General features: G+C 74.4%; 29 protein-coding genes, 1 other RNA gene and 1 riboswitch. Of the genes, 12 read left to right on the top strand and 18 right to left on the bottom strand.

The genetic code is table 11. The features are described from left to right. Nucleotides 1-26: 26 nt before the first annotated feature. An RNA gene (gene rnpB, locus WCD58_RS12325) (RNase P RNA component class A) lies at nucleotides 27-423 on the top strand. A 124-nt stretch (nucleotides 424-547) separates the two neighbouring features. Here rnpB and WCD58_RS12320 read toward each other — a convergent pair. The 3 genes from WCD58_RS12320 to WCD58_RS12310 all read right to left on the bottom strand — a co-directional run bounded on the left by WCD58_RS12320 (nucleotide 548) and on the right by WCD58_RS12310 (nucleotide 3,306). Beyond that, nucleotides 548-1,408, bottom strand: coding sequence for an alpha/beta fold hydrolase (locus WCD58_RS12320; RefSeq protein ID WP_337703580.1), 861 nt, complete (start codon nucleotides 1,406-1,408; stop codon nucleotides 548-550). A gap of 196 nt (nucleotides 1,409-1,604) precedes the next feature. Next, entirely contained in the window at nucleotides 1,605-2,795 is a 1,191-nt protein-coding gene (locus tag WCD58_RS12315) for an FAD-dependent monooxygenase (protein ID WP_373696217.1), read from the bottom strand. 115 nt (nucleotides 2,796-2,910) lie between these two features. Further along, complete coding sequence (locus tag WCD58_RS12310) at nucleotides 2,911-3,306, bottom strand: VOC family protein (RefSeq protein WP_337703156.1); 396 nt, start codon at nucleotides 3,304-3,306, stop codon at nucleotides 2,911-2,913. A gap of 111 nt (nucleotides 3,307-3,417) precedes the next feature. Here WCD58_RS12310 and WCD58_RS12305 point away from each other — a divergent pair, with 111 nt between their 5' ends. Beyond that, entirely contained in the window at nucleotides 3,418-4,011 is a 594-nt protein-coding gene (locus WCD58_RS12305) for a mycothiol transferase (protein ID WP_337703154.1), read from the top strand. Here WCD58_RS12305 and WCD58_RS12300 read toward each other — a convergent pair. Together WCD58_RS12300 and WCD58_RS12295 are read right to left on the bottom strand one after the other, a co-directional pair. After that, nucleotides 3,978-4,568, bottom strand: coding sequence for a TetR family transcriptional regulator (locus WCD58_RS12300; RefSeq protein ID WP_337703152.1), 591 nt, complete (start codon nucleotides 4,566-4,568; stop codon nucleotides 3,978-3,980). The genes WCD58_RS12305 and WCD58_RS12300 overlap by 34 nt on opposite strands. Before the next feature lie 249 nt (nucleotides 4,569-4,817). Then, nucleotides 4,818-5,135 carry a muconolactone Delta-isomerase family protein gene (locus tag WCD58_RS12295; RefSeq protein ID WP_337703150.1) on the bottom strand — a complete coding sequence of 106 codons (318 nt, stop codon included), beginning with the start codon at nucleotides 5,133-5,135 and terminating at the stop codon, nucleotides 4,818-4,820. 111 nt (nucleotides 5,136-5,246) lie between these two features. On the opposite strand from WCD58_RS12295, the gene WCD58_RS12290 reads away from it, so the two are divergent. The 3 genes from WCD58_RS12290 (at nucleotide 5,247) to WCD58_RS12280 (ending at nucleotide 6,668) form a co-directional block, all read left to right on the top strand. After that, nucleotides 5,247-5,786, top strand: a complete 540-nt coding sequence (locus WCD58_RS12290; RefSeq protein WP_337703148.1) for a dihydrofolate reductase family protein — start codon at nucleotides 5,247-5,249, stop codon at nucleotides 5,784-5,786. 68 nt (nucleotides 5,787-5,854) lie between these two features. Further along, nucleotides 5,855-6,208: a VOC family protein gene (locus WCD58_RS12285; protein ID WP_337703145.1), complete on the top strand. Its 354-nt coding sequence runs from the start codon at nucleotides 5,855-5,857 to the stop codon at nucleotides 6,206-6,208. 63 nt (nucleotides 6,209-6,271) lie between these two features. After that, a riboswitch (guanidine-III (ykkC-III) riboswitch) is annotated at nucleotides 6,272-6,341 on the top strand. Between the two features lie 12 nt (nucleotides 6,342-6,353). Continuing rightward, entirely contained in the window at nucleotides 6,354-6,668 is a 315-nt protein-coding gene (locus tag WCD58_RS12280) for a DMT family transporter (protein WP_337703143.1), read from the top strand. Here the strand turns inward: WCD58_RS12280 and WCD58_RS12275 are convergent. Next, complete coding sequence (locus tag WCD58_RS12275; RefSeq protein WP_337703578.1) at nucleotides 6,652-6,897, bottom strand: helix-turn-helix domain-containing protein; 246 nt, start codon at nucleotides 6,895-6,897, stop codon at nucleotides 6,652-6,654. The genes WCD58_RS12280 and WCD58_RS12275 overlap by 17 nt on opposite strands. Then, nucleotides 6,894-7,358, bottom strand: a complete 465-nt coding sequence (locus WCD58_RS12270; RefSeq protein WP_337703141.1) for a DUF2975 domain-containing protein — start codon at nucleotides 7,356-7,358, stop codon at nucleotides 6,894-6,896. Before WCD58_RS12270 ends, WCD58_RS12275 begins: the two co-directional genes overlap by 4 nt. 233 nt (nucleotides 7,359-7,591) lie before the next feature. Here WCD58_RS12270 and WCD58_RS12265 point away from each other — a divergent pair, with 233 nt between their 5' ends. Next, on the top strand, nucleotides 7,592-8,452 hold the full coding sequence (locus WCD58_RS12265; RefSeq protein WP_337703139.1) for a polysaccharide deacetylase family protein: 861 nt from the start codon (nucleotides 7,592-7,594) through the stop codon (nucleotides 8,450-8,452). Nucleotides 8,453-8,463: 11 nt separating this feature from the next. Here WCD58_RS12265 and WCD58_RS12260 read toward each other — a convergent pair whose 3' ends face one another. From WCD58_RS12260 to WCD58_RS12250, 3 genes are read right to left on the bottom strand one after another with little or no spacing between them, the layout of a single operon-like run. Further along, nucleotides 8,464-8,955 carry a pyridoxamine 5'-phosphate oxidase family protein gene (locus tag WCD58_RS12260; RefSeq protein ID WP_337703136.1) on the bottom strand — a complete coding sequence of 164 codons (492 nt, stop codon included), beginning with the start codon at nucleotides 8,953-8,955 and terminating at the stop codon, nucleotides 8,464-8,466. 44 nt (nucleotides 8,956-8,999) lie between these two features. Next, nucleotides 9,000-9,287: a putative quinol monooxygenase gene (locus tag WCD58_RS12255; RefSeq protein ID WP_337703134.1), complete on the bottom strand. Its 288-nt coding sequence runs from the start codon at nucleotides 9,285-9,287 to the stop codon at nucleotides 9,000-9,002. Nucleotides 9,288-9,332: 45 nt separating this feature from the next. Then, the gene (locus WCD58_RS12250; protein ID WP_337703132.1) at nucleotides 9,333-10,178 is read right to left on the bottom strand and encodes an NAD-dependent epimerase/dehydratase family protein; all 846 of its coding nucleotides are present in this window, start codon (nucleotides 10,176-10,178) and stop codon (nucleotides 9,333-9,335) included. A 184-nt stretch (nucleotides 10,179-10,362) separates the two neighbouring features. Here WCD58_RS12250 and WCD58_RS12245 point away from each other — a divergent pair, with 184 nt between their 5' ends. Next, nucleotides 10,363-11,022 (top strand): biliverdin-producing heme oxygenase, encoded by a 660-nt coding sequence (locus WCD58_RS12245; RefSeq protein ID WP_373696216.1) that lies wholly within the window; start codon nucleotides 10,363-10,365, stop codon nucleotides 11,020-11,022. A 1-nt stretch (nucleotide 11,023) separates the two neighbouring features. On the opposite strand, the gene WCD58_RS12240 is transcribed toward WCD58_RS12245, so the two are convergent. The 5 genes from WCD58_RS12240 to WCD58_RS12220 form a co-directional block, all read right to left on the bottom strand. Further along, nucleotides 11,024-11,653: a class I SAM-dependent methyltransferase gene (locus tag WCD58_RS12240; protein ID WP_337703128.1), complete on the bottom strand. Its 630-nt coding sequence runs from the start codon at nucleotides 11,651-11,653 to the stop codon at nucleotides 11,024-11,026. Between the two features lie 65 nt (nucleotides 11,654-11,718). Further along, nucleotides 11,719-12,324: a hypothetical protein gene (locus tag WCD58_RS12235; protein WP_337703125.1), complete on the bottom strand. Its 606-nt coding sequence runs from the start codon at nucleotides 12,322-12,324 to the stop codon at nucleotides 11,719-11,721. Between the two features lie 4 nt (nucleotides 12,325-12,328). Continuing rightward, on the bottom strand, nucleotides 12,329-12,628 hold the full coding sequence (locus WCD58_RS12230; protein ID WP_337703123.1) for an EthD family reductase: 300 nt from the start codon (nucleotides 12,626-12,628) through the stop codon (nucleotides 12,329-12,331). A gap of 97 nt (nucleotides 12,629-12,725) precedes the next feature. After that, nucleotides 12,726-13,172 (bottom strand): DUF6918 family protein, encoded by a 447-nt coding sequence (locus WCD58_RS12225; protein WP_337703121.1) that lies wholly within the window; start codon nucleotides 13,170-13,172, stop codon nucleotides 12,726-12,728. A 98-nt stretch (nucleotides 13,173-13,270) separates the two neighbouring features. Then, the gene (locus WCD58_RS12220) at nucleotides 13,271-14,410 is read right to left on the bottom strand and encodes an alpha/beta fold hydrolase (protein ID WP_337703118.1); all 1,140 of its coding nucleotides are present in this window, start codon (nucleotides 14,408-14,410) and stop codon (nucleotides 13,271-13,273) included. 310 nt (nucleotides 14,411-14,720) lie between these two features. Between WCD58_RS12220 and WCD58_RS12215 the strand changes: the two genes are divergently transcribed. Continuing rightward, nucleotides 14,721-15,437 carry a hypothetical protein gene (locus tag WCD58_RS12215; RefSeq protein WP_337703117.1) on the top strand — a complete coding sequence of 239 codons (717 nt, stop codon included), beginning with the start codon at nucleotides 14,721-14,723 and terminating at the stop codon, nucleotides 15,435-15,437. 79 nt (nucleotides 15,438-15,516) lie between these two features. On the opposite strand, the gene WCD58_RS12210 is transcribed toward WCD58_RS12215, so the two are convergent. Further along, nucleotides 15,517-15,822 (bottom strand): hypothetical protein, encoded by a 306-nt coding sequence (locus WCD58_RS12210; RefSeq protein ID WP_337703114.1) that lies wholly within the window; start codon nucleotides 15,820-15,822, stop codon nucleotides 15,517-15,519. A gap of 274 nt (nucleotides 15,823-16,096) precedes the next feature. Here WCD58_RS12210 and WCD58_RS12205 point away from each other — a divergent pair, with 274 nt between their 5' ends. After that, nucleotides 16,097-17,047 carry an alpha/beta hydrolase gene (locus WCD58_RS12205; protein WP_337703112.1) on the top strand — a complete coding sequence of 317 codons (951 nt, stop codon included), beginning with the start codon at nucleotides 16,097-16,099 and terminating at the stop codon, nucleotides 17,045-17,047. 49 nt (nucleotides 17,048-17,096) lie between these two features. Further along, on the top strand, nucleotides 17,097-17,807 hold the full coding sequence (npdG, locus tag WCD58_RS12200) for an NADPH-dependent F420 reductase (RefSeq protein WP_337703110.1): 711 nt from the start codon (nucleotides 17,097-17,099) through the stop codon (nucleotides 17,805-17,807). Between the two features lie 60 nt (nucleotides 17,808-17,867). Here the strand turns inward: npdG and WCD58_RS12195 are convergent, their stop codons facing one another. Further along, complete coding sequence (locus WCD58_RS12195; protein ID WP_337703108.1) at nucleotides 17,868-18,203, bottom strand: DUF3140 domain-containing protein; 336 nt, start codon at nucleotides 18,201-18,203, stop codon at nucleotides 17,868-17,870. Between the two features lie 35 nt (nucleotides 18,204-18,238). On the opposite strand from WCD58_RS12195, the gene WCD58_RS12190 reads away from it, so the two are divergent. After that, nucleotides 18,239-21,034: an ATP-binding protein gene (locus WCD58_RS12190; RefSeq protein WP_337703106.1), complete on the top strand. Its 2,796-nt coding sequence runs from the start codon at nucleotides 18,239-18,241 to the stop codon at nucleotides 21,032-21,034. A gap of 62 nt (nucleotides 21,035-21,096) precedes the next feature. After that, nucleotides 21,097-21,921, top strand: a complete 825-nt coding sequence (locus tag WCD58_RS12185) for an alpha/beta fold hydrolase (protein ID WP_337703105.1) — start codon at nucleotides 21,097-21,099, stop codon at nucleotides 21,919-21,921. On the opposite strand, the gene panB is transcribed toward WCD58_RS12185, so the two are convergent. Then, nucleotides 21,918-22,751: a 3-methyl-2-oxobutanoate hydroxymethyltransferase gene (gene panB / locus WCD58_RS12180; RefSeq protein WP_337703103.1), complete on the bottom strand. Its 834-nt coding sequence runs from the start codon at nucleotides 22,749-22,751 to the stop codon at nucleotides 21,918-21,920. The genes WCD58_RS12185 and panB overlap by 4 nt on opposite strands. Nucleotides 22,752-22,876: the final 125 nt, after the last annotated feature.

Below are 22,876 nucleotides of genomic sequence, written 5' to 3'. Positions count from 1 at the left end.
GCTCCCGGTAGGCTCGTCGGCGCGGACGAGTCGGCCGGGCGACCGCGGCGGGTGATCCCCGTCGAGGAAAGTCCGGACTCCACAGGGCAGGGTGGTTGCCAACAGCAACCCGGGGTGACCCGCGGGACAGTGCCACAGAGAACAGACCGCCACGGGTTCGCCCGTGGTGAGGGTGAAACGGTGGTGTAAGAGACCACCAGCGTCCTGGGCGACCAGGACGGCTCGGTAAACCCCACCCGGAGCAAGGTCAAGAAGGTGCCCCGCCCGCGGGGCACCGCGCAGGTCGTCCGAGGGCTGCCCGCCCGAGACCTGCGGGTAGACCGCTGGAGCCCACCGGCAACGGCGGGCCGAGATGGATGGTCGCCACCCACGCTCCCGCGAGGGACGTGGGCACAGGATCCGGCTTACAGGCCGACTCGTCCGCCCCGCACCCCATGACCTGCACGTTCCTGCCCGGTCCCGTCCTCGGTACCCGGCGTCTTTCACCGCTCGGGCCCTGCCCTCTTTCGCGGTCTCGGACGGCTCCGGCTACCGGCCCGGCAGGGGCCTACTTGCTCGCCTGCACGATGGCGCCGGCGAAGATGTCGGGCGCCTCGACCGGGACGAAGTGACCGACCCCGTCCACGGGCTGCACGGTGACCTGCGCGAAGAACTCTCCGACGCGGTCGGACCAGGCGCGCAGGAACAGGGGGTCGTGCTCGGCCCACAGGAACGTCGTCGGGACCATGATCTTCTCGTCGGGGACAGTCTCGCCCAGGTAGCGCGCCACGACGTTTCCGGCCGCTCGGTAGTACCCGATCGAAGCAACGAACGCGCCGGCGGGGCCGTACGCCGACGTCAGGTGCTCGAGCCGGGCGGCGTCCACGACGAAGTCAGGGCCGGACCAGTGGGTCCAGAAGTACTCCAGATAGTCCCGCACCGCGTCCGGTTTCCCGTCGAGGAGCTTCTCGGCCAGGTCGAGATGGTGGAAGGACTGATACCAGAACTCGCTGAACGGACCTTCGCTGAGGATCCGTGACCCGACGCCTGGAGCTGGTGGCGTGATGACCATGGCGCTGAGCAGGTCGGGCCTGTCCTTCGCGAGCTGCTGACCGACCCTGCTGCCGATGTCGTAACCGCCCAGCACGACGTGGGAGAGCCCCAGCTCTTCGATCAGTCCCGCGACACTGCGGGCCTGGGCCACCAGGCCGTAGTAGTCGCCGGGGTCGCGGAGGTGCTTGTCCGAGGCGCCGAAACCGCGCAGGTCCGGCACGACGACGTCGAACTCGTCCCCAAGCCTCTCGGCGACGGTTGCCATGTCTGTCCGGTCCCCGGGCCAACCATGGAGCAGGACCACCGGCGGCCGACCAACCGATCCCAGACGGTCGAAGCTCAGGGTGAACCCATCGACCGGGGCTCCCGTCGGCATCGAGAACACGCTCCCTCCGGCAACGCTTGCCCGTGGCCCGAGCCGCGAGCCGACGCACGCTCTCGCGCGCCGCGCGACCCACCATCGACGATCACCTTCCGCGAACTCTAGTGGCTGGACGGGCAACAACCGTCAAGATCAAGCCACTCCCCGGGATCGCTCGCGTAGCCCAGGGGACGCCCGGACGCGCTCCGGCTCACAGGCCGACTCGTCCGCCCCGCACCCCCGAGTCCGGCACGCCGGCGTAGTCGGGGAGCTCGATGCCGTTGATCGCGCGCTCGATCACCGCCATGTCCCACTCCGAGGGGTCCGAGGTGGGCGGGACGGTGCGGCTGGCGGCGTTCCACCGGCCGATCTGCTGGTTGGCCTCGACGAACGGGCGCATCCGCTCCTCGTGGGCGGCGAACCCGGCCTCCGGGTCCCACCCGGCCGCGGCGAGCTCGCCGGCGAGCAGGTACGCGCCGACCAGGGCGATCCCCGTGCCCTGCCCCGACATCGGCGACGAGCTGAACGCCGCGTCCCCGAGCAGGCCCACGCGCCCGCTCCACCAGCGGTCCATGACGACCTGGGCGACCTGGTCGAGGTAGAAGTCCGGGGTGTCGTCGACGTGCTCGAGGATGCGCGCGGTCAGCCAGCCGTGGCCGGCCATCCGCTCGCGCAGCAGGCGCTTCTGGGCGGCGACGTCGCGGTGGTCGACGTCGCCGTCGGCCGCGGGGAAGGAGAACATCGCCATCGCCTCGCCGGCCTCGTGAATGGGCCGCAGGCCGGCGGAGCGCCCGTTCTCCTGGTGGTCGATCAGCCAGCGGTCCAGCCCGAACTCGTTCGGCACGCTGTAGAAGGCCAGGGCGTGCCCGAGGTGGCGGACGAACTGCTCGCGGGGCCCAAACACCATCGCGCGCAGCGCCGAGTGCAGCCCGTCGGCGCCGATCACCAGGTCGAAGCGCCGGCGGTCGCCGCCCGCGAAGGTGACGTCGACCCCGTCGGCGTCCTGGGTGAGCTCGGCGATCCGGTCGCCGAAGACGTACTCGACGCCGTCGCGCGTGTCGTCGTAGAGCACGCGCGACAGGTCCCCGCGCAGGATCTCGATCTCCGCGATGAACCCGTCGCCGCCGTCGTCCTCCGCGCTGAAGGTCTCCAGGACGTTCCCGTCGGCGTCGACGTTGTGGGCGCCGGCGGTGACGGTGCGGGCCGCGCGCACCTCCGCGTCGATCCCCATGCGCCGGATGACCTCCCGCGCCACCCCGCGCGCATCGACCGCCTGCCCTCCGGGACGCAGCCCGGGCGCGCGTTCCACGACGGTCACCTCAGCGCCCCGTCGATGCAGCCAGTGGGCCAGCGCCGGCCCCGCGATGCTCGCCCCCGCCACCAACACCTCTGCGCCGCTCACGTCGGTGGACCATGCCCTCCCGCCGGCGGGGACGCGAGGTGACACGACGCCCCGGCACGACCCTGGCCGGCGCGAAGCCGACCGGGGCGAGGCGAGGACGAAACCCCGGCGGGCATCAGACGGGCTGGCTGACGGAGATCACCTGGTCATCGGGGTCGCGGAACCACGCGAGGAGCACGTCGCCGAAGTCGGCGATGCCGCGCTCGTCGGTCCGCCACGGCGGGTCGTCGTCCATCACCTCCAGCGTCACGCCGCGACGCCTCAGGTCGGCGACGGTCGCGGGGAGGTCGTCCGCCTGGAACGACGCCAGCGGCCACCCGGCCTGCCCGGCGTAGCCCGCGTTCTCCAGGAGGTAGAGGAGCGCCCCGTCGCCGGCGCGCAGCAGGTGGCCACCGCCGACCGCCGCCCCGGCGAGACCCAGCGTCTGCTCGTAGAAGGCGCGCGAGCGGTCCATGTCCGACACCGGGATGACGGTGGCGACCTGCAGCTCGGCGGGAGATACCGGGGACATGCGGAAAGTCCTACATAAGGACTTATCGGTATGTCAATTGCGACGGACTAAACCTGTCCGCCTCTCGCCGGAAACTGTCCTCGCCAGCCACTCGGAGCCCGGAGGTCCGCGATGTACGCACCCGCCCAGCACGACGAGGTCACCGGCATCGTCCGCTACCTCGACGAGCAGCTCACCGCCATCCGCGCCGCGGCGTTCGGCCTGACCGAGGAGCAGGCGCGCGCGACGCCGTGCCGCAGCGCGCTGTCGGTCGGCGGGATCATCAAGCACGCGGCGTACGGCATGCGCGGCTCGCTGGAGCGGCTGACGACCGGCGTCGTCGCGCAGGAGATCGACGCGGAGGCGTACGCCGCCTTCACCGACAGCTTCGCCGTGCGCGACGACGAGACGGTCGCCGGCACCATCGAGGACTTCGACAAGGCGCGGGACCGGTTCGTGGCCGCGGTCGCCGCGACCGACCCGGCCGCCGAGACGACGGCGCCGCCCGCGCCGTGGCACGGGATCGTCGAGGCCCGGCCGATCCACGCGCGCTACTACCTGGTGCACCTCATCGAGGAGTACGCCCGGCACGCGGGGCACGCCGACATCATCCGCGAGCAGATCGACGGCGTGGCGGTGCCGGCGCTCGTGCTCACCCTCGCCGGGGCGCCGGCCAACGACTTCTTCCAGCCCTACGAGCCGGCGCCGGGCACGCTCCTCGCCTGAGGGGCGACCGCGCGGAAGGACGCCATCACCTCGTCGGTGACAGCGGCCAGGTCCGCGCTCCCGTGGTCGGCGGCGAGCCATTCCTCGTAGGCCACCAGGAAGATCTGGCTGCCGACGCGAGCGGCGAGCCGGGCGCTCCGGGCTCCGACGCCACGCCGCTGCAGGGCGCCGGCGAAGTCCTCGGCCATCGCGGCGTTCTTGACCAGCTCGCGCTCCAGGAGCTCGGTGTTCGCCACGATCAGGGCCTGGCGCCGGCGTTGGACCTCGCGGTCGCGCGAGCCCCAGTCGAAACCCGACAGTGCCTCCACGACGACGGCCAGGGGGTCGCCGACGTCGGGTGCCTCCACGACGCGCCGGAGGAGCTCCCCGCGCAACTCGTCGGCGTGGGCGAACAGCACCTCGCGCTTGTCGGAGAAGTACCGGAAGAACGTGCGAGGCGTGACGCGGGCCCGGTCGGCGATCTGGAGCACGCTGGTGTCCTCGAAGCCCTGCTCAGCGAACAGGTCCAGGGCGGCCTGCGTCAGGCGCTCCTCGCTGCCGTGCTCCCACCGGGGCATGGGTCGAAACCTACCCGCCCCGATGTCATGTCGTGACATCGTGTCGGCCGCGAACTCCACCCACCGGGACCTCACTCGGCAGAACGGGCAGATCAGGTTCAGTCCCGACTGCGTGCTCTCGGTCTGGGAAGCGGTTCTCTTCGACGAGAACGCTTCGATTCTCGAAGCGTTCTCGTCGAAGAACCGGCCTCCCGGCCGGGTACGCCCCGGCCTCGCTGCAGCGGCTCATCGCACCCACGGCAGTGGTGATCAGCTCTCGGGGCTCGCCGGCTCCGCGACACCGAGGGGGGTGGGGAAGGCCGGGTGCGCGGCGAGGACGCTGATCTCGAGATCGTGATAGGGGAGGAAGGGCAGCGTCCGGAGGTCGGCGTCCAACGCGTCCCGGTCGTCGGCGTTCCAGATGGAGACGCTGGTCCGGGAATCGGGCAGGTACCACATCCAGGCCAACGACCCGGCGGTGATCAGAGCGGTCGCCGCCTCGCGTTCGCCCGCGAGCAGCGTCTCGCGCTCGTCGGCGCCGAGGGTGCGCATCCGCTCGGTCGGCGTGGCCTTCACCAGGTAGTTCACGGGTCGTCCTCGTCCCTGGGGCGTCGCCCCGGTGATGTCATCTTATGACATCAGACTAGTGATGTCGCGTTGTGACATCAAGGGCTGCGGGCCCGGGACTAACCTCTCCGCATGCGGCCGCTGCGCTACTCGATCAACGTCACGCTCGACGGGTGCTGCGACCACCGCGCCGGGGTCCCCACCGAGGACCTGCACCGCCACGCCGCGGAGACCCTCGCCCGGGCCGACGCCCTGATCTTCGGCCGGGTGACGTACGGGCTGATGGAGGCGTGGCGGGGGCCGTCGGAAGGGCGGCCCGCGTGGACGGAGCCGTTCGCCCGGACGATCAACGCGGCGAAGAAGTACGTCGTCTCGGACACTCTCGAGAGCGTCGACTGGAACACCGAGCTGGTGCGCGGGGCGGACCTCGAGGCGACCGTCCGCCGGCTCAAGGAGGAGCCGGGAGAGGGGCTCTACGTCGGCGGCGTGACGCTCCCGCTGGCGCTGGCGGAGCTCGGCCTGATCGACGAGTACGAGTTCATCGTGCAGCCCCGCCTGGCGGGCCACGGGCCGACGCCGTTCGCGGGGCTCTCGCAGTACGTCGACCTGACGCTGGTGGGCCGGCAGGAGTTCAGCGGCGGGGCGGTGGCGCTGCGGTACGAGGTCCGGTGAGGCTCGAGCCCGGCCATCGCACGACGTCGATGCTGGCCCGCCGGGCAGCATGCCCCGAGACTGACCCGATGCGCGTCACCCGCATCTACGCCGACCTGCACGTGGACGACATCCCGTCGGCCCGCGACTTCTACGCCGGCTACCTCGGCCTGTCCGACGAGAGCATCGGGATGGACTGGGTGACCCGCTTCTCGTCCCCGGAGACCGACGTGAGCGTCCAGCTCGTCACCCGCGACGCGACGGCGCCGGAGGACCCGATCGCGTCGATCAAGGTCGACGACGTGGAGGGGGCGCTGGCGGACGCCCACCGGCGCGGCTACGAGATCGTCCACCCGCTCACGAAGGAACCGTGGGGCGTGCGCCGCTTCTTCGTGCGCGCCCCGGACGGCAACGTGTTCAACATCGTCCAGCACGTCGACTGAGGCGGAGACCAGCCTCACCGGCTCCTGCCTGGCCGCGGACCGGGAGCGTTGGGATCATCGACCCGTGGCCCCGGTGATCGGGGTTTCCTGGACGAGCGGCGCCGTACCCAGACCACGACAAGACGGCAGCCCTGCGAGGTCCGTCATGGCATGGATCGTCCTGGTCGTCTCCGGCGTGCTCGAAGCCGTCTGGGCGACCGCCCTCGGCAAGGCCGCCGGCTTCTCCCGGCTCGGCCCGTCGATCGTGTTCGGTGTCGGCCTGGTGCTGAGCATGGTCGGCCTGGCCTACGCGATGCGCTCCCTGCCCACGGGCACCGCGTACGCGGTGTGGGTCGGGATCGGCGCGGTGCTGACCGTGACGTACTCGATGGCCACCGGCGGCGAGTCGGTCACGCCGCTCAAGGTCGTCTTCCTGCTCGCCATCGTCGGCGGGGTGATCGGCCTCAAGGCGTTGCACTAGCCGCGGGCGCCTCGGCCCTGTCCTCGTCCGGCACCCAGCGCAGCACGTCGCCGGGCTGGCACGCCAGCACGCGGCAGACGGCGTCGAGGGTCGTGAAGCGGACGGCCTTGGCGCGCCCGTTCTTCAGCACGGCGACGTTGGCCGGCGTGATGCCGACGGCCTCGGCGAACTCGGCGACCGACATCTTGCGGCGCGCGAGCATGACGTCGATGTCGACGATGATCATCAGACGACCTCGTCGAGCTCGCGGCGCAGCACCGTCGCGTTCTGGAGCAGACCGCGCATGACGAGCATCAGCAGGGCGTACGCGGCGCCGCCCACCGCGACCCCGCCGCCGATGACGACCAGTCCCGGCGCGTCGTCGAGCTCGCCGTAGTGCACGCAGGCCGTGGCGACGAGCAGCGCCGCGACGACGCCCGCCAACGTGACGACACGGACCCAGCGGAAGGCGCCCTCGTCGAAGATCGCGTCCCGGCGCACCATCGTCAGCAGCGTCCAGAGCGCGACCAGCCCGACCTCGAGGGCGGCGAGCGCCGCGACGCCGAGCACCGCGTAGAAGGCGACGAGGCCCGGCACGCCGAGGCCGAACTCGATGCCGACGGCCACGACGATCCCGACCTGCCCGGCGGCGGCTCCGAGGGCGATGCCCACCAGGAGTGCCCGCAGGGCAGCGATGACGAGCGGACTCATGCATCGATCGTCGACCGATACCTATCGATAGTCAATAGCTCTGCCGTCGAGAGCCGCCGCGGCTCGACGTGGTCGCGTCGGACGAACCCTCGACCGCGCCGGACCGTCGCCCGGCGCCAAGTATTCACTCGATCAGAGGTAGAGGGTCTATCGCGAGTCACTGACCGGACCCTCTATGGTGGCCATCGCTGTGACGCGTGTGGTTTCTGTGACTGATGGGATGGATGAGGCTCATGCTCAGCCCTCGGCAGCGCGTCATCCTGCGCCAGATCGTCAGCCCGCCCTACATCTACCGGTGGGCCGGGCTCCTCACGACGATCGCGCTGATGGCGGGCGTGACGGCCGTGGTGCTGACGGACGTCGGCTCGCGGCAGGTCCTGGCGACCGGGCCCGCGCCCGCGGCGGCCACCGGCCCGGCCGGGAAGCCGGCCCGCTCGGCGGCCGACGCCCCCGCGCTCGGCATGCCCGGCATGGCCCGCCCGGCGATCACGTCGTCGCTGTTGACGGTCACGGACTCGAGCGTCGAGCAGCCCTCGGTCGCGTTGACGTTCGACGACGGGCCGACGCCGCAGTACACGCCGCAGGTGCTCGACCTGTTGGCCCAGTACGGGGTGAAGGCGACCTTCTGCACGATCGGCAACCAGGCCGTCGCCTACCCCGACCTGATGCGTCGCATCCTGGCGGAGGGCCACCGCCTCTGTGACCACACCATGACCCACGACGCGACCGTGGGCCAGAACAACCGGGACCTCATCGCCCGCCAGCTCAGCACGAGCAAGCGAACCATCGCCGAGGTCGTCTCCCCGCCGGCCACGATGGACTACTTCCGCGCTCCCGAGGGGGCGTGGACGCCGGCGCTCGACGAGGTGGCCGCGGAGACCGGGATGCGCCCGCTGGGCTGGTCGGTGGACACCCTGGACTGGACCCAGCCCGGCACCGCCGCGATCGTCAACAGCGTCCAGCAGGGGATGCACCCCGGGGCGATCGTGCTCTTCCACGACGGCGGCGGCCCGCGGGACCAGACCGTCGAGGCGGTGCGCCAGCTCCTGCCGTGGATGCAGGACCAGGGCTACCGGTTCGTCTTCCCGAGCTGAGCTCCCAAGGGTCAGTGCTTCCGCACGACCGTCTCCTCCCCGTCCTCGCGCCAGGTGGTGACGTCCATGTGGTCGCCGCCGACGGCCACCGACGCCGCGCCCACGATGTCCGCGCGGAGGAACTGGTCGAACGTCTGCCCCCGCAGGTCGAGCCCGATCTCCTCGTAGACCGCCTCGGCGAAGCGCTGGTGCAGCGCCTCGTCGCGCACGTCCTCGACCCGGCCCCAGAGCTTCGCGTCGCCGTCGCCGACCTGGGTGTCGACCGTGGCCGTGTGCAGCGCGAAGCGCGGATCGGCCCGCAGGTCGGCGAACTTCGCCGTGTGCGGCATGCCGACGATCCAGAGGTCGCCCTCGAGGAAGCGCGGCTCCATCGGGCTGATGCGGGGGAAGCCGTCGGGGCGCAGCGTCCCGAGCATGCAGAGGTTGCCCGTAGCGGCGTGCCGACGCGTGAAGACCTCGGCGATGCGGGGCGCGGCCGCGGCGAAGTCGGTCCAGAGAGCCATGGGCCGGACGGTAGAGGCGACCCCCGACAACGTCGGCGGAATCCTCAGGTCAGGCTGCGGACGCCGGCCACGTCGTACTCGGCGACGTCGGCCGAGAGCATCGCGGCGCCCTGCTCGTCGCTCGGGCCGCTGCCGCGGAACGCCTCGACGGCCTCCTGCGACGCCCAGCGCTCGACGATGTTGATCCGCCCGGCGTCGACGAGATCGGCGCTGATCGCGAAGTCGAGGCAGCCCTCCGCGGCGCGGGCCTGCTCGACGACGGTGACGCACCCGGCGAGGTAGGCCTCGCGCTCGGCGGGGTCGACGACGAGGTGTCCGGCCACGATCACCATAGGTTCCTCCTCGGAACTGTTGAGTTCGTTTCTAGGACCATATCATCACGGGTGGCGGTCGCATGCCACGGTCGCGGTCCAGGCGTCGCGCACGATCCGGTCGAGCGCCGAGTGCCGGGCCGTCCAGCCGAGCTCGTCGCGCGCCCGGGCCGGGTCGATCGTGACCGCCGGGGGCTCGTCGGCCGCCTCGCGGTGGCGGACCGGCACACGGTGACCGCTGACCCGCGCGACCGCCTCGAGCACCTCGCGCACCGCGACCGGGCGGCCGCTGCCGACCGGGACCGCGCGGAAGGACCCGGGCTCGGCGACGGCGAGGGCCGCGACGAACGCGTCCGCGGCGTCCGCGACGTGCACGAGGTCGCGCACCGCCGATCCGTCGCCGTTCACCACGAACTCCTCGCCGCCGGCGGCCGCGGCGAGGATCGCGGGGAGCAGGCGGGTGCGGTCCGCGTCGCCCGGCCCCGCGACGTTGGCCAGGCGCAGCGACACCGCACCGAGCGCGCCGGACGCGGCCACGTCGCGGACGGCGACCTCGGCGGCGTGCTTGGAGGCGCCGTACGGGTGGACGGGTGGCGGGCCGGAGTCGGCGAGCGCCGCGGTCGAGGCGAGCACCAGCCGTGCGCCCGGCGGCAGCGCGTCGAGCACCGCGAGCGTGCCGCCGACGTTGGTGCGCCAGGTGCCGAGGGGATCGGCGCGGGAGTCGCGGACCCGGACGACGGCCGCGAGGTGGCACACGGCGTCGACGCCCGCGAGTGTCGCGGCGACGTCGGCGGGGTGCCGGAGGTCCGCCGTCCGGCGCGTCACCGCCATCACCGAGTGACCGGCCGCGGCGAGCGCGGCGACCACCGCCCGCCCGACGAACCCGCCCGCCCCCGTCACCGCGACCCGCACGGGGCGGAGCCTCGCAGGTCCGCCGGAATCGAGCGCGTGGCGATACGGACATTCAACGTCTGCGGCGCCACGCCGCTGACACGGGGGACGCGCGCGAAGTGAGGGTAGCCTTACCCGCGCGCGGACCCTAGTGTCGTCCGGAGACCGGCGACACCCGGCCAGCACCCGGAGGCGGACCGTGAGCGTGAGCGAGCACCAGCCCTTCTCCCAGTCCCTGCGCCGGGCGACGGCGGCGAGCCACGAGCGCGCCCACCACTCGCCCTACATGGACGCCCTGCTCGGCGGGCGTCTCCCGCTCGACGACTACGCGACGCTGGTCGTGCAGTACTGGCACATCTACTCGGCGCTCGAGGACGGGGCCGACCGGCTCGCGGACCACCCGGTGGTCGGCGGGTTCGCCGTCGACGCCCTGCGCCGCCGCGCCGCGATCGCCGCCGACCTCGCGTTCCTGCGCGGCGCCGACTGGGCCGACGACGTCCGCCCGCTGCCCAGCACCGCCGCCTACGTCGAGCGGATCCACGAGACGGTCGACGGCTGGCCCGGCGGATGGGTCGCCCACCACTACACGCGCTACCTCGGCGACATCGCCGGCGGGCAGGTGGTGCGGGTGCTGCTCGAGCGCACCTACGGCGTCACCGGCGACGGCGCGCGGTTCTACGACTTCGGCGCGCTGGGGCCCGTCCCGCCGTTCCGCGCGCACTACCGCGGCCTGCTCGACGCCGCCGCCTGGGACGACGTGGAGCGCGCCCGGATCGCCGACGAGGCATGCCACGCCTTCGAGCTCAACATCGCGATGCTCGACGAGCTGGCCGCCACGGTGCCGCCCGACCACCTCGCCGCCTGAGTCACCCGCGGCGGGCCACCGCCAGCCACGCGGGGAGGTCGACGTGCCCGCCGACGGGCACCCGCAGCTTCTCGGCCTGCTCCTCGTCGGGCACCCGCCCGCGGTAGGTGCTCTCGCGGAGCTCCTCGAGCGTCCAGCCGGGCCGGGTGAACGCCGCGCGGATCTCGTCGTCGGTGACCTCGGGCCCGAACGCCGGCCCGGGCGCGAGGCCGAGCAGGACGACGCGGCCGCCGTCGACGACGACGTCGCGCAGGGCGTCGGCGTACCGGGCCTGGTCGTCGCCGTCGAAGATGTGGAACAGGGCGCTGTCGAGCACCGTGTCGAAGCCGCGGAGCTCGGCCGGGTCCATCGCGTCGGCGACAAAGAAGGCCGGGTCGACCCCGTGGGCGGCCGCGATCGCCCGCGCGCGGTCGAGGGCGGCCGGTGCCGAGTCCGCGCCGACGACGTCGTAGCCGCGCTCGGCGAGCAGGACGGTGTGCTCGCCGGTGCCGCAGCCCAGGTCGAGCACGCGGCCGCGCAACAGGCCCTCGGTCTCGGCGGCGACGACCGCGGGCTGGGGCTCGCCGATGATCCACGGGGGCTCGCCGGTGAGGTAGGCGTCCTGGAAACGGGACGGTGCGGGCGTGGCCATGAGGACCTCCGTGACTCGGGTGATCGCCGCTGATCCGGAGCCTGCGTCCTCGACCTCGGTCGAGGTCAAGGACCGCGTCGGGGCGGCGGTGGCCCCCACGGCGGACCGGGCGGCGGACCGGGCGGGGGACCGGGCGGGGGTCCAGGCGGTGGCCCGGGTGGCGGGCCCCAGCGCGGCGGCCCGACCAGGGCGCGGCGCCGTCGGGACCGGCGGACGAGGACCACCACCAGCACCGTCACAGCGGCGGCGACGACCAGGCCGACGGCGCCCGCGACGAGCCCGGCCGTGCGCAGCCCGGAGCGGAAGTCGCCGCCGAGTCCCGCGGCGTCGAGGGCGGGGTCGCGGGGACCGAGGCGGGCGGTGAGCTGCGTGGCGGTCGCGACGGCCGACCGGCCGCCGACCTGGGCGGACACGCGGTCGAGGCGGCGCGGGAACGTCCGCCAGGTGATCTCGACGGCCCGCAGGACGGCGGCGTCCGGGGCGAGCCGGGCGTGGCCGGAGCTGGTGACGGCGACCTCGTCCCCGTCGGTGCCGGTGTTCGCCGACACCGACGGGTTCGCGAAGCCGTCGTCGGCGAGGCGCCCGCTCAGCGCGAGCGTCTCGCCGAGCGCCGCGCAGCCGCCCAGAGCCAGCAGGAGGACGACGAGGGCGGCGGCGCGGCGCAGGAGCACGAGGTCAGTCGTCGACGGCGACGAACATCGTGACGCCGCCCGTCGCGAAGTTCGGCACGTCGGCGACGGCGGCCTGTCCCGCCTCCGAGCCCAGGGCGCCCTGGAGGCTCTCCAGCGAGTCGAAGGTGAGCTCGGCGATCAGGTGGTACGGCGGCGGGTTCTCGTCCAGCGAGATCGTGTTGCGGTAGGTGAAGGACCGGACGTCGGGGATCGCGGCACCCAGAGGCACGTGCGTCTCCCGGTAGTACTTGTCGAACGCGGCGGGGTCGTCCGGGTGGTGGTACAGGACCGTGAGGATGTGCATTGGATCACTCCACCACGAACGACGGCCCCGGAGCCACGGTCTGTTCGGCCAGTCCGCGGCGCCGGGGCCGTCGTCGGGGGAGCGGGGAGGGCTCTCGTCAGCGCGCGTGCTTCTCGATCACGGCGCCGAGGCCGGGCAGGGCCTCGATGACGTTCTCCTGCGCCTTCGGGCGCAGCTTGCTGTAGATCGAGGTGATCGCGCCGCGGCTGCTGCGCTCGGCGCGGCGGTCCGTGACGGTGAGGAGGGCCTCGGAGGCCTCCTGCGGGCGGGTGCCGAGGAAGGTGCCGAAGTCGCCGGCGGCCTCGGTGGAGAAGGTGGCCCAGAAGGGCTCGAGCTGCTCGACGAACTCGTCGAGCATCTTGTCGATCGCCTCGCGGACGATGCCGGGCTTGACCTTCTTCAGGCCGGCGTAGCCGGTCTTGACGACGCCGCCGGACAGGCCGCTCTTGTTCGCGACCTCGGCGTCGACGAGGCCCTGCAGGTCGTCGACGACGGCGCTGCGACGGTCGGAGTCGAGAAGGCGAGCCTTGAGGGTCTCGGCCATCGGTGTCCTTCCTCGGGGAGCAGGGGGAGCGTCGCCGACCGTACGACAGCCACGGGTCGGGATCTCCACCAGGGCCCCGCGAATGACACGCGTGTGGTTCAGGCGCCGTCGTGCGCGGCGAGGAACCGTTCGAGATCGCGCCAGGAGTTCTCGCGGGCCCGGCGGCCCGCCAGGACGCCGAGGTGCCCGCCGGGCCGCACGACGAAGCGCAGGTCGGGGGAGGCGGTGAGCAGCTCGGTCGCGCGCTCGACGGAGGCGACCGGGGCGATGACGTCGTCGGCACCCGCGATCAGCAGCACCGGCACGTCGACGTCGGCGAGCCGCACCGGCCGTCCCGCCAGGCGCAGCTCGTCCTGCGCGAGGTCGTTGGACCGCACGACGTGGTGGTAGATCTGCCCGAAGGCCCGCCCGGGGTAGGCGGTCATGTTGTCCATGAGCAGGTCGACGGCCTCGATCTGCTCGAGCAGCTCGCGGTCGTCGAGGTGGGTCGCGAGGGTCACCGGCTTGGTCAGGTAGCGCTCGACGCTGGTCAGCTGGAACGCCCACTTCACCGCGGTCGCGGGGAACGAGCCGAGCGTCCGGTACGCCGCGGAGAAGACCCGCCCGCCCGTGTACTCGGCGACCGACCGGAACGGCGCCACCAGCGGGACCGCGGAGACGTCGACGGGCGACGCGAACGCCGTGACCGACCGGATCGGGGCCCCCGACACCTTGCTCGCCGCCGCGAGCAGGGTGAACAGCCCGCCGAGGCTCCAGCCCGCGAGGTGCACCGGGGTGTCGCCGTGCCGGTCGGCGATCGCGTAGAGGGCCGCCGGGACGATCTCGTCGACCCACAGCTCGAGGCCCCGCCGGCCCGCGGCCCGGCCCGTGGCGTCGTAGGTGACGATGAAGATCTCCCGGTCGGTCCCGAGGAGGTCCTCGACGAGGCTCGCCCCGCGGCGCAGGTCGAAGGCGAAGTCCGGCGCCCCGAGCGGCGGGACGAGCAGGAGCGGCGCGAGGTCGGGATCGACCGGCGCGGTCGGCTCGTAGCGGTGCACGGTGTAGCCGTCGCCGAGGTGGATCGGGAGGCGCGGCATGCGGCGGGTGTCGGCGAGGTGGCCGCGGGTCACCCAGTCGCGCACGTTGCCCCACGCCTCGGCGGCGGAGTGCGCCGGGACGCCGGCCAGCCCGGCGAGCGCGGGCAGCGGGCCCCGGGGCTCGTCCTGGGTCCGGCCCTCGGGCTGCTGCTCGGCGGTCACGGGCGCCGATGCTAGGGGCCGTCCGGGCGTGGCGGACACCGGGCGATCACTCACGCGTCGTGATGCCGTTTCACTCTCGGTGACATCGGTTTCCGGATCGAGGGTGCGTTCGCCCTGCTCCGGCACCGATCCGGGGGACGCCCCGTTGCGCCGTCCGGGCCGTGGCGGGTCCGCCCGATCGTCAGAACCACCGTCACACCTCCGGCGCGTTGGACCGGATGGCGCCGCCCCGGGATCTTCGCCCGGGGCGGCGAGGCGCCCCCGCCGCGGGGAGACGCCGGGTCGCCGAGGGACGAGGAGAGAACGCGCCGTGAGCCTGTGGGAGCCCACCTCGGAGACGTCAGGCCACCCGGGACCCGCGACCCTCACCGAGACCCCGTGCGACCCGCCGCCGCCCCCGCGGGCCGAGCGGCGTGCCCGGCTCTCGCGGCTCGCGGCGAGCCTGGGGGTCGGGATCGTCGGCGCCGCCTCGCTGACGACGGCGGTGTACCAGACGACCACCCAGGCCTCGACCGCTCTCGGGATGCCGGGCGCGGTGGACGAGCTCGACAGCCCGCTGCCCTGGGCCGCCGCGCCCGTGGCGGGCACGCCCGTGCTCCCGTCGTCCACCACGATCGCCCCGACCGTCGCGGACCTGGCCCTGCGCGCCGACCAGCAGCCGCTGCCGTCGCCGCCGCCCGCCGGGACCGCACCGGCGCCCGCCCCGGGTGCTGTCGCGGTGGCGCTCCCCGACCCCGGGCCGCGCGCGGCGCCCCCGGCCCGCGGCACCGCCCGCCCGTCCTCGCCGGGCACCTCGACCGGCACGTCGACCGGGCGCCCGACGACCTCCACCGGGTCCTCGGGGCCGACCTCGACGCCGGAGCCGACCACGCCGCCGGCCTCGTCGCCGGAGACGCCGTCGGAGACGCCCACCGAGTCGCCGTCCGAATCCCCGTCCGAATCCCCGTCCGAATCCCCGTCCTCGTCCGCGGACCCTGCGCCCGAGCCGACGGGCGGCACGACGACGCCGTCGGGCGACGGCGCCTGACGAGCCCCCCGGAAACGCCGACGGCCCCGCTCCCCAGGAGGGAGCGGGGCCGTCGGTGCGGGACCCGGTGTGCGCGCGGTCAGCCCAGCGGGCGGCGCAGCGCGGTGCGGCGCTCGGGGCGCAGGTGGTAGATGACCGCCGGCAGGACCACGACGGCGACGAACGGCAGCCCGACCATGGGCACGACGAACAGCAGCGCCAGGCCGAGCAGCATGACGATCAGCGCGGTCAGCGGGTTCGCCGCGATCGCGCCGAGGCGCATCAGGCGCGGGTGCTGCCGGGCGGCGGTGCCCACACGACCGGCGACGCCGGCGGGCGTCGTGCGCGGGGCGGCGGGGACGGGGCGGGGAAGCGTCGGGGCGGTGTTCGGCCAGGGGAGAGCCATCGCGAGCGTCGGTCCTTCGGGGTCGTGAGGGGGGTCCAGCGGGGCGCGTCGGGGGCCGCGCCGGGGCTCGCGGCCGGGGTGGGCCGGGTGAGCTCCGGGGCGTCGCGGGGATCGACACCGGGATGACGCCTGTGCGGCCCGGAAGGTTCCCCGCCGTTCGGTATCGATTCGGCAACGGCGGGTCCCCGTCGTCGCCGACCATTCTCCTACCGTCACCCGGATGGCCGCAGTGACCTGAGCAGGTGAACCTCGGGCCCATCCTAGGGTGACGACGATGACCGGCGTACCCGACAGTCCCGGCGCGGACACCCCGCGTGCACCCCTCGATGCGGGCGTGCGCGCCCTGCTCGACCGGTGGGCCGACGAGCCGGCGATGTTCGCCGGCACGGCGCCCGGGACGACCGACGGCGTCGTCGCCGCGCGCGCCCGGTTCGCCGCCCAGATGACCGACGCCGGAGGCCTCGCGCCGCGGGCGCCGGAGGTCCGCGACGCCGGCGGGGTCGCGGTCCGGGTGCACCGGCCCGCCAACGTCGCCGTCGACACCCTTGTCGTGTTCGTCCACGGCGGCGGCTGGGTGCTGGGCGGCGGCGACGCCTACGACGCGGTGGCCACCCGGCTCGCCGACGACCTCGGTGCCGTCGTGGCCGCCGTCGACTACCGCCCGGCGCCCGAGCACCCGTTCCCCGGCCCGCTCGAGGACACGATGGCCGCGGTGCGCGCGCTGCTGTCCGAGTGGCCGCGCTACGCCCTCGTCGGCGACAGCGCCGGCGCCAACCTCTGCGCCGTCGCCGCGCTGACGCTGCGCGACGAGGGGCACCCGCCGGTGGCCTGCCTGCTCGTCTACCCGCCGCCGGACTTCGAGGGCCGCTACCCCTCGGTCGCCGAGAACGCCGAGGGCTACTGGCTCACCGCGGCCGACGTGAAGACGTGCTCGAGGCTCTACCTCGCGGGCCACGACCCGCGCGGCGACGTGCGGCTCTCGCCGCTGCGGGCGCCCTCGCTGGCCGGGTTCCCGGCGACGATCGTGGCGACGGCCGGCTTCGATCCCCTGCGCGACGCCGGTCACGCCTTCGCCGACGCCCTGGCGGCCGCGGGGGTGGACGCGCGCCGGCGCGAACACCCGGCTCTGGTGCACGGCTTCTACGGGTTCACCGCCGCCGTGCCCGCCGCCGACGCCGCGGTGGGCGCGCTGCACGCCGAGCTCGCCGAGCTGATCGCCCGCTGATCGTGGTAGGAACCGGCCGATCTGACCGTCCGCGCCAGGGAGCGTCCCCGTGAGTGCACCGTCGTCCGGCTCCTCCTCCGGTGAGGCCATCGACCCGACCGCGTGGACCGTGGGCGTCCTCGGCGGCACCGGCAACCAGGGCAAGGGGCTGGCGCTGCGCTGGGCCGCCGCCGGCATCAAGGTCATCGTCGGCTCGCGCGCGGTCGAGCGCGCCGAGAACTCCGCGCGGGAGTACTGCGAGGCCGCCGGCGTCGACCACGTCCGCGGCACCGACAACGCCACCTGCGCCTCCGAGGCCGACATCGTGCTCGCCGCGATCCCGTGGGAGTCGCACGCGGACACGCTCAAGGGCCTCGTCGAGCCGCTCAAGGGCAAGATCCTGATCGACTGCGTCAACCCCATCGGGTTCGACAAGAAGGGCCCGTACCCGCTGCCGGTCGAGGAGGGCAGCGTGGCCCAGCAGGCCGAGGCGCTGCTGCCCGAGACCCGCGTGACCGCGGCGTTCCACAACGTCTCGGCGGTCCTGCTCGCCGACCTCGAGCAGCCCGAGGTCGACTGCGACGTCCTCGTGCTCGGCGACGACCGCGAGGCCACCGACGTCGTCCGCGCCCTCGCCGACGCCGTCCCGGGCATGCGTGGTGTCTACGGCGGCCGGCTGCGCAACGCCTACCAGGTGGAGTGCCTGACCGCGAACCTCATCGCGATCAACCGCCGCTACAAGGTGCACGCCGGTATCAAGATCACCGACCTGGACGGCTGACGCCAGGTGAGTGATCCGGGTCGTCATGACGACCCGGACCACTCACGAGGCCGGAGGCCATCACTTCAGCGGGTCGTGGCCCCAGTTCATGAGCGAGTAGCGCCACTTCGAGGTCTCGATCTCCTCCTTCGACGGCTCCTGCTTCCGGTGCCGCGACACGTAGCCGTGGACCTTCTTCATCGCCGCGAGGTCGTCGTCGTCGAGGTCGCCGGCCTTCTTCCGCTGGATCTCGACGATCCGCCGGCCCATGTAGTGGCCGGTCGACTCGTCGGAGCCACCGGACGACTGCCCGACCGACTGCGACTCGTCGGTCGCCAGCCAGTCCTCCAGCTCCTTCGCGCCCATGTTCACGGCGTCGTCGAACTCGGCACGGATCTGCTTCTCGTCGTCGGCCATGGCCGCGGTTACCCGCCACGACGCACACTGTGTCGATGGGGGTCGGGCCGGGGGCGGCGCCGCTCGTCGGACGGGACGACGAGCTGGGCGCCCTGGTCGGCGCGGCCCTGTCGGGGCCCGGCGGGGTCACCCTGCTCAGCGGTGAGGCGGGCAGCGGGAAGACCCGCCTGCTCGACGAGGTCGCCGACCGCGCCGCGCGGGCGGGCGCCCGGGTGCTGCGGGGTCACGCCGTGCCCGGCGGCGGCGCGTTCCGCCCCCTCGCCGAGGCGCTCACCCCGGCCGCGGGCCGGGACCTCGCCGACGACCCCCGCGTCGCGCCGTTCCGGCCGGTCCTCGCGCGCCTCCTGCCCGCCTGGACGCCCGGCCCGTCCGCCGCGGGCGCCGGGCCGCCGCTGGTCGACCCGGTGCTGGTGCTCGGCGAGGCCCTGGGCGAGCTGCTCGGGGTGATCGCGGGGGAGGGCCGCGCGGTCGTGGTGCTCGACGACCTGCACTGGGCCGACCGCGACACCCTCGCCGTCCTCGAGTACCTGGCCGGCCGCCTCGCCGCCCTCGACGTCCGCGTGCTCGGGTCGATGCGCTCCGACGAGCACCCGCCGGAGGGCCTGACGCCGCTGCGCCGGGCCCGGGTGGCGACGGTGGAGCTCACCCGCCTCGCCGAGCGGGACGCCGCCGCCCTGGTCCGTGCCGTGCTCGACGGCGACCCCGACGACGCGGTCCGCGAGCACGTGGTGGCGGCCGCCGACGGGCTGCCCCTGCTGGTCGAGGAGCTGGCGGCCCGGCTCGCCGACTCCGGGGCGATCGTGCGCCGCGACGGCCACTGGCACGCCGCGGGCGCCCTGCCCACCGAGGTGCCCGAGGCGTTCGCGGAGGCCGTCGCCGACCGCGTCGCCGCCCTCGGGCCCGCCGACCGTGACGTCGTCCGCGTGGCGGCCCTGCTCGGCCGGGACCTGCCCTGGGAGCTGCTGCCCTCGGCCGCGGGTGTCGACGCCGGGGCCGCCGCGGGCGCGCTGCGGCACGCGGTCGACGCCCGTCTGCTCGTCGCCGGTACGGACGGCGCCCTGCGGTGGCGCCACGCGCTGACCCAGGACGCCGTGCTGGCCGCGCTCACGGCCCCCGAGCGCTCGGTGCTCGCCGCCCGCGCGGCGCGGGCGCTCGACCGTGACGACAGCGACGACCTGGCCGGGCCCGTGCTCGCCCGCGTCGCCGAGCTGCACGCCCGCGGCGGCGACCCGGACCGTGCCGCCGAGCTCCTGCTGCGTCACGCCCGCGAGCACCGGGCCGCCGGGGCCCCGGCTGCGGCGCTCGCGGTCCTCGAGCAGGCGACGGCCCTGGCGGGCGTGCAGCACCGGGTGCCGGTCGCCCTCGAGCGCGTCGAGGTGCTCGCCCTCGCCGCCCGCACCGACGAGGCGCTGGCGGTCGGCGAGCACCTGCTCGCCGGGGCCCGCGACCCGGCGCTCGCCGTGGCCCTGGCCCGCGCCTGCGTCGCGGCCGAGCGGTTCGCGGAGGCCCGCGACTTCCTCGCCCGGGCCGGGGCGCCCTACGACCCGCGGGTGCTCGCCGTGTCCGCGCACGTCGCGCTCGGCCTCGGCGAGGTCGCCGAGGCGCTGCGGCTCGCCGAGGCCGTGACCGACGAGGTCACCCGCCCGGAGGCCGCCTGCGAGGCGCTGGAGATCGTCGGGCGCGCGCACCGGCGCGACGACCCGGAGCGCTCGGCGGCCGCCTTCCGCCGCGCCGCGGGCATCGCCGAGCGGCACGGGCTGACGGCCTGGCGCATCCGCGCGCTCTCCGAGCTCGGCGTGAACGACCTCTTCGGCGTCGGCGACGGGGAGTCCCTGCGCCGCGCGCGGGACCTGGCGCAGGACGCGGGCATGGTCGGCACCGCCGTGATGCTCGAGCTGCAGCTCGTCGCGGTCGACAACGGCCGGGTGGGGCCGGTCGAGGGCGCGGCGCAGGGGGAGCGGGTCGCGGCACGGGCCCGGCGGCTGGGCCTGCGCGGCCCCCAGGGGCACGCGCTGGGCTTCGTGGCCCGCGGGCGGGTGTTCGACGACCGGGTCGACGAGGTGGACGGGCTCCTCACCGAGGCGACGACGCTGTCGGCGAACCCGGTGCACGTCCGCAGCGCCGGGGCGCTCGCGCGCGCCCACGACCGGTGGCTCGCCGGCGACACCGCGGCGGCCCTGCCCTGGTTCGACGAGGCGATCGACCTCCTGCGGCGCGCCGAGGGCACGAACCCGACGCCGTCGTGGGGCGAACGGGCCCTGCTGCGGACCGCGACGGCGCCCGGCGTCGCGCAGCCGCGGGAGGAGCTGCGTCACTCCGACGTGCTGGTCCAGTCGCTCAACCGCGCGGCGCTGCACTTCTGCGACGCGATCGTGGCGTCCGACCGCGGCGACGACCCCGCCGCCGAGCTGGCCGCCGGCGACGCGCTGCTGCGCCACCGGCCCTTCTTCCGCCACCTGCTGCGCTGCTACCTGCTCGAGCACACCGTCCTCGGCGACCCCGTCCCCGTCCTGCAGGAGGCGCTGGCGTGGGCGTCGGGCACCGAGGAGGTGCGGTTCGCCCGCCGCTGCCGCGAGCGGCTGCGGGCGCTCGGGGCGCCGGTGCCGCGCCCGCAGCGCGACCGGACGGGCGTGCCGCCGGACCTGCGCGCCGTCGGGGTGACCGGCCGCGAGATGGAGGTGCTGCGCCTCGTCGGCGACGGCCTGGGCAACGCGGCGATCGCCGAGCGCCTGGTGCTGTCGCGGCGCACGGTCGAGACGCACATCGGCAACCTGCTGGCCAAGACGGGCGCGACGAGTCGGGGCGCACTGCGGAGTCGGCTCCCCGGCTGAGCCCGCTGGTTCCGTGCGCCGCACGGAGTTCCTGCGCCGCCGTCGCGAGCAGGGTTCTCGCCATGACCGAGACACCCCAGATCACCACCGGCACCGTCGACGTCGGCGACGCCCGACTGCGCTACCGCGAGCGGGGCGCCGGCGCGCCGGTCCTCCTGATGCACGCCGGCGGCTCCGGCGAGTGGTTCGCGCCGGTGTTCGACGAGCCCGCCCTCGACGGCGTGCGCCTCGTGGAGATCCACCGCGCCGGCTACGGCGACAGCACCACGCCCGACAGGCATCTGACCTTCGCCGACCACGCCCGGCACGCCCGCGACCTGCTGCGCGCGCTCGGGATCGAGCGCGCGACGTGGGTCGGGCACTCGTCGAGCGCGAGCATGGCGCTGCAGGGGGCGATCGACGCGCCGGACGCCGTGGAACGCCTGGTGCTCCTCGAGCCCGCGCCCAGCCCCGCCGGCCCGTCGGCGGAGGAGCTCGTCCGCACCGCGGTCGGGCCCGCCATCGGCACGGCGCAGTCCGGTGACGTCCGCGGGGCGGTCGACCTCTTCATGACCGGCGTGTGCGGCCCGGACTGGGCCGCGATCGCCCGGCACCGCCTCGGCGGCGACGCGATCGAGCGGATCGTCCGCGACTCCCGCTTCTTCCTGTCCGACGAGGTCGTCGCGGCGATGGAGTGGCCGATCGACGAGGCGACCGCGGCGCGCGTCACCGCCCCGACGACGCTGGTCTACGGGGCCGCGCCGGCGACGAAGGCGCACGAGGAGACCACGCGGCAGCTCGCCGCGTGGATCCCGGGCGCCGAGCTGATCGCCCTGCCCGGCGTCGGGCACGCCATGCCGCTCGAGGACCCGCCGGCCGTGGCCCGCCTGATCGCCGAGCGTCTCTAGTCGAAGGAGTGCTCCGGGCCGGGGAAGACACCCTCGCGGACCTCGCGAGCGTAGCTGCTCGCGGCGTCCGCGAGGACCGAGCCCATCTCGGCGTAGCGCTTGACGAAGCGGGGCGTGCGGCGCGACGGGTCGGAGAGCCCGACCATGTCCGTCCAGACCAGCACCTGGGCGTCGCACTCCGGCCCGGCGCCGATCCCGACCGTCGGGATCGCCACCTCGGCCGTCACGCGCTTGGCCACGTGCGCCGGGACCATCTCGAGGACGACCGCGAACGCGCCGGCCTCGGTGACCGCGCGGGCGTCGGCGATGAGCCGCTCGGCGGCGTCGTCGCCCCGGCCCTGGACCCGGTAGCCGCCCAGGGCGTGCTCGCTCTGCGGGGTGAAGCCGAGGTGCGCCATCACCGGGATGCCGGCGTCGACGATCGCCTTGATGCGGTCGGCGTAGTGCGCGCCGCCCTCCAGCTTCACCGCGTGCGCGCCGCCGGCCTTCATGAACTCGACGGCGGTGGTGACGGCCTGTTCGACCGAGACCTGGTAGCTCCCGAACGGGAGGTCGGCGACGACGAGCGCGTGCGGGGCGCCGCGGACGACGGCGCGGGTGAGGATCAGCAGCTCCTCGGTCGTCACCGGCACCGTCGTGTCGTAGCCGAGCACGGTGTTGCCGGCCGAGTCGCCGACGAGCAGGACGGGCACGCCCGCCTCGTCGAAGATCCGCGCGGTGTTCACGTCGTAGGCAGTGAGCATCGGCCAGCGCTCGCCGCGGGCCTTCATCTCCTGGAGGTGGTGCACGCGCGTCCGGCGGCGCGCCGGGGTGCCCTGGGGTGACGTCATCGTCGTCCGTCCTTGCCTCGAGGCCCGCCGAGAGCGGCGGGTCCCCGGGTCGTCGGGGTGGATGAGGTCACGGTGTCACCGCGCGAGCGCGACGGCCGCCCGCTGGGATGAGCCTCACAGGCGCT

This window comes from Actinomycetospora flava (assembly GCF_037400335.1).
Classification (GTDB): Bacteria; Actinomycetota; Actinomycetes; order Mycobacteriales; family Pseudonocardiaceae; genus Actinomycetospora; species Actinomycetospora flava.
Note: the sequence above shows the minus strand (reverse complement) of the source record. Positions and strands in the feature narration are given on the sequence as shown.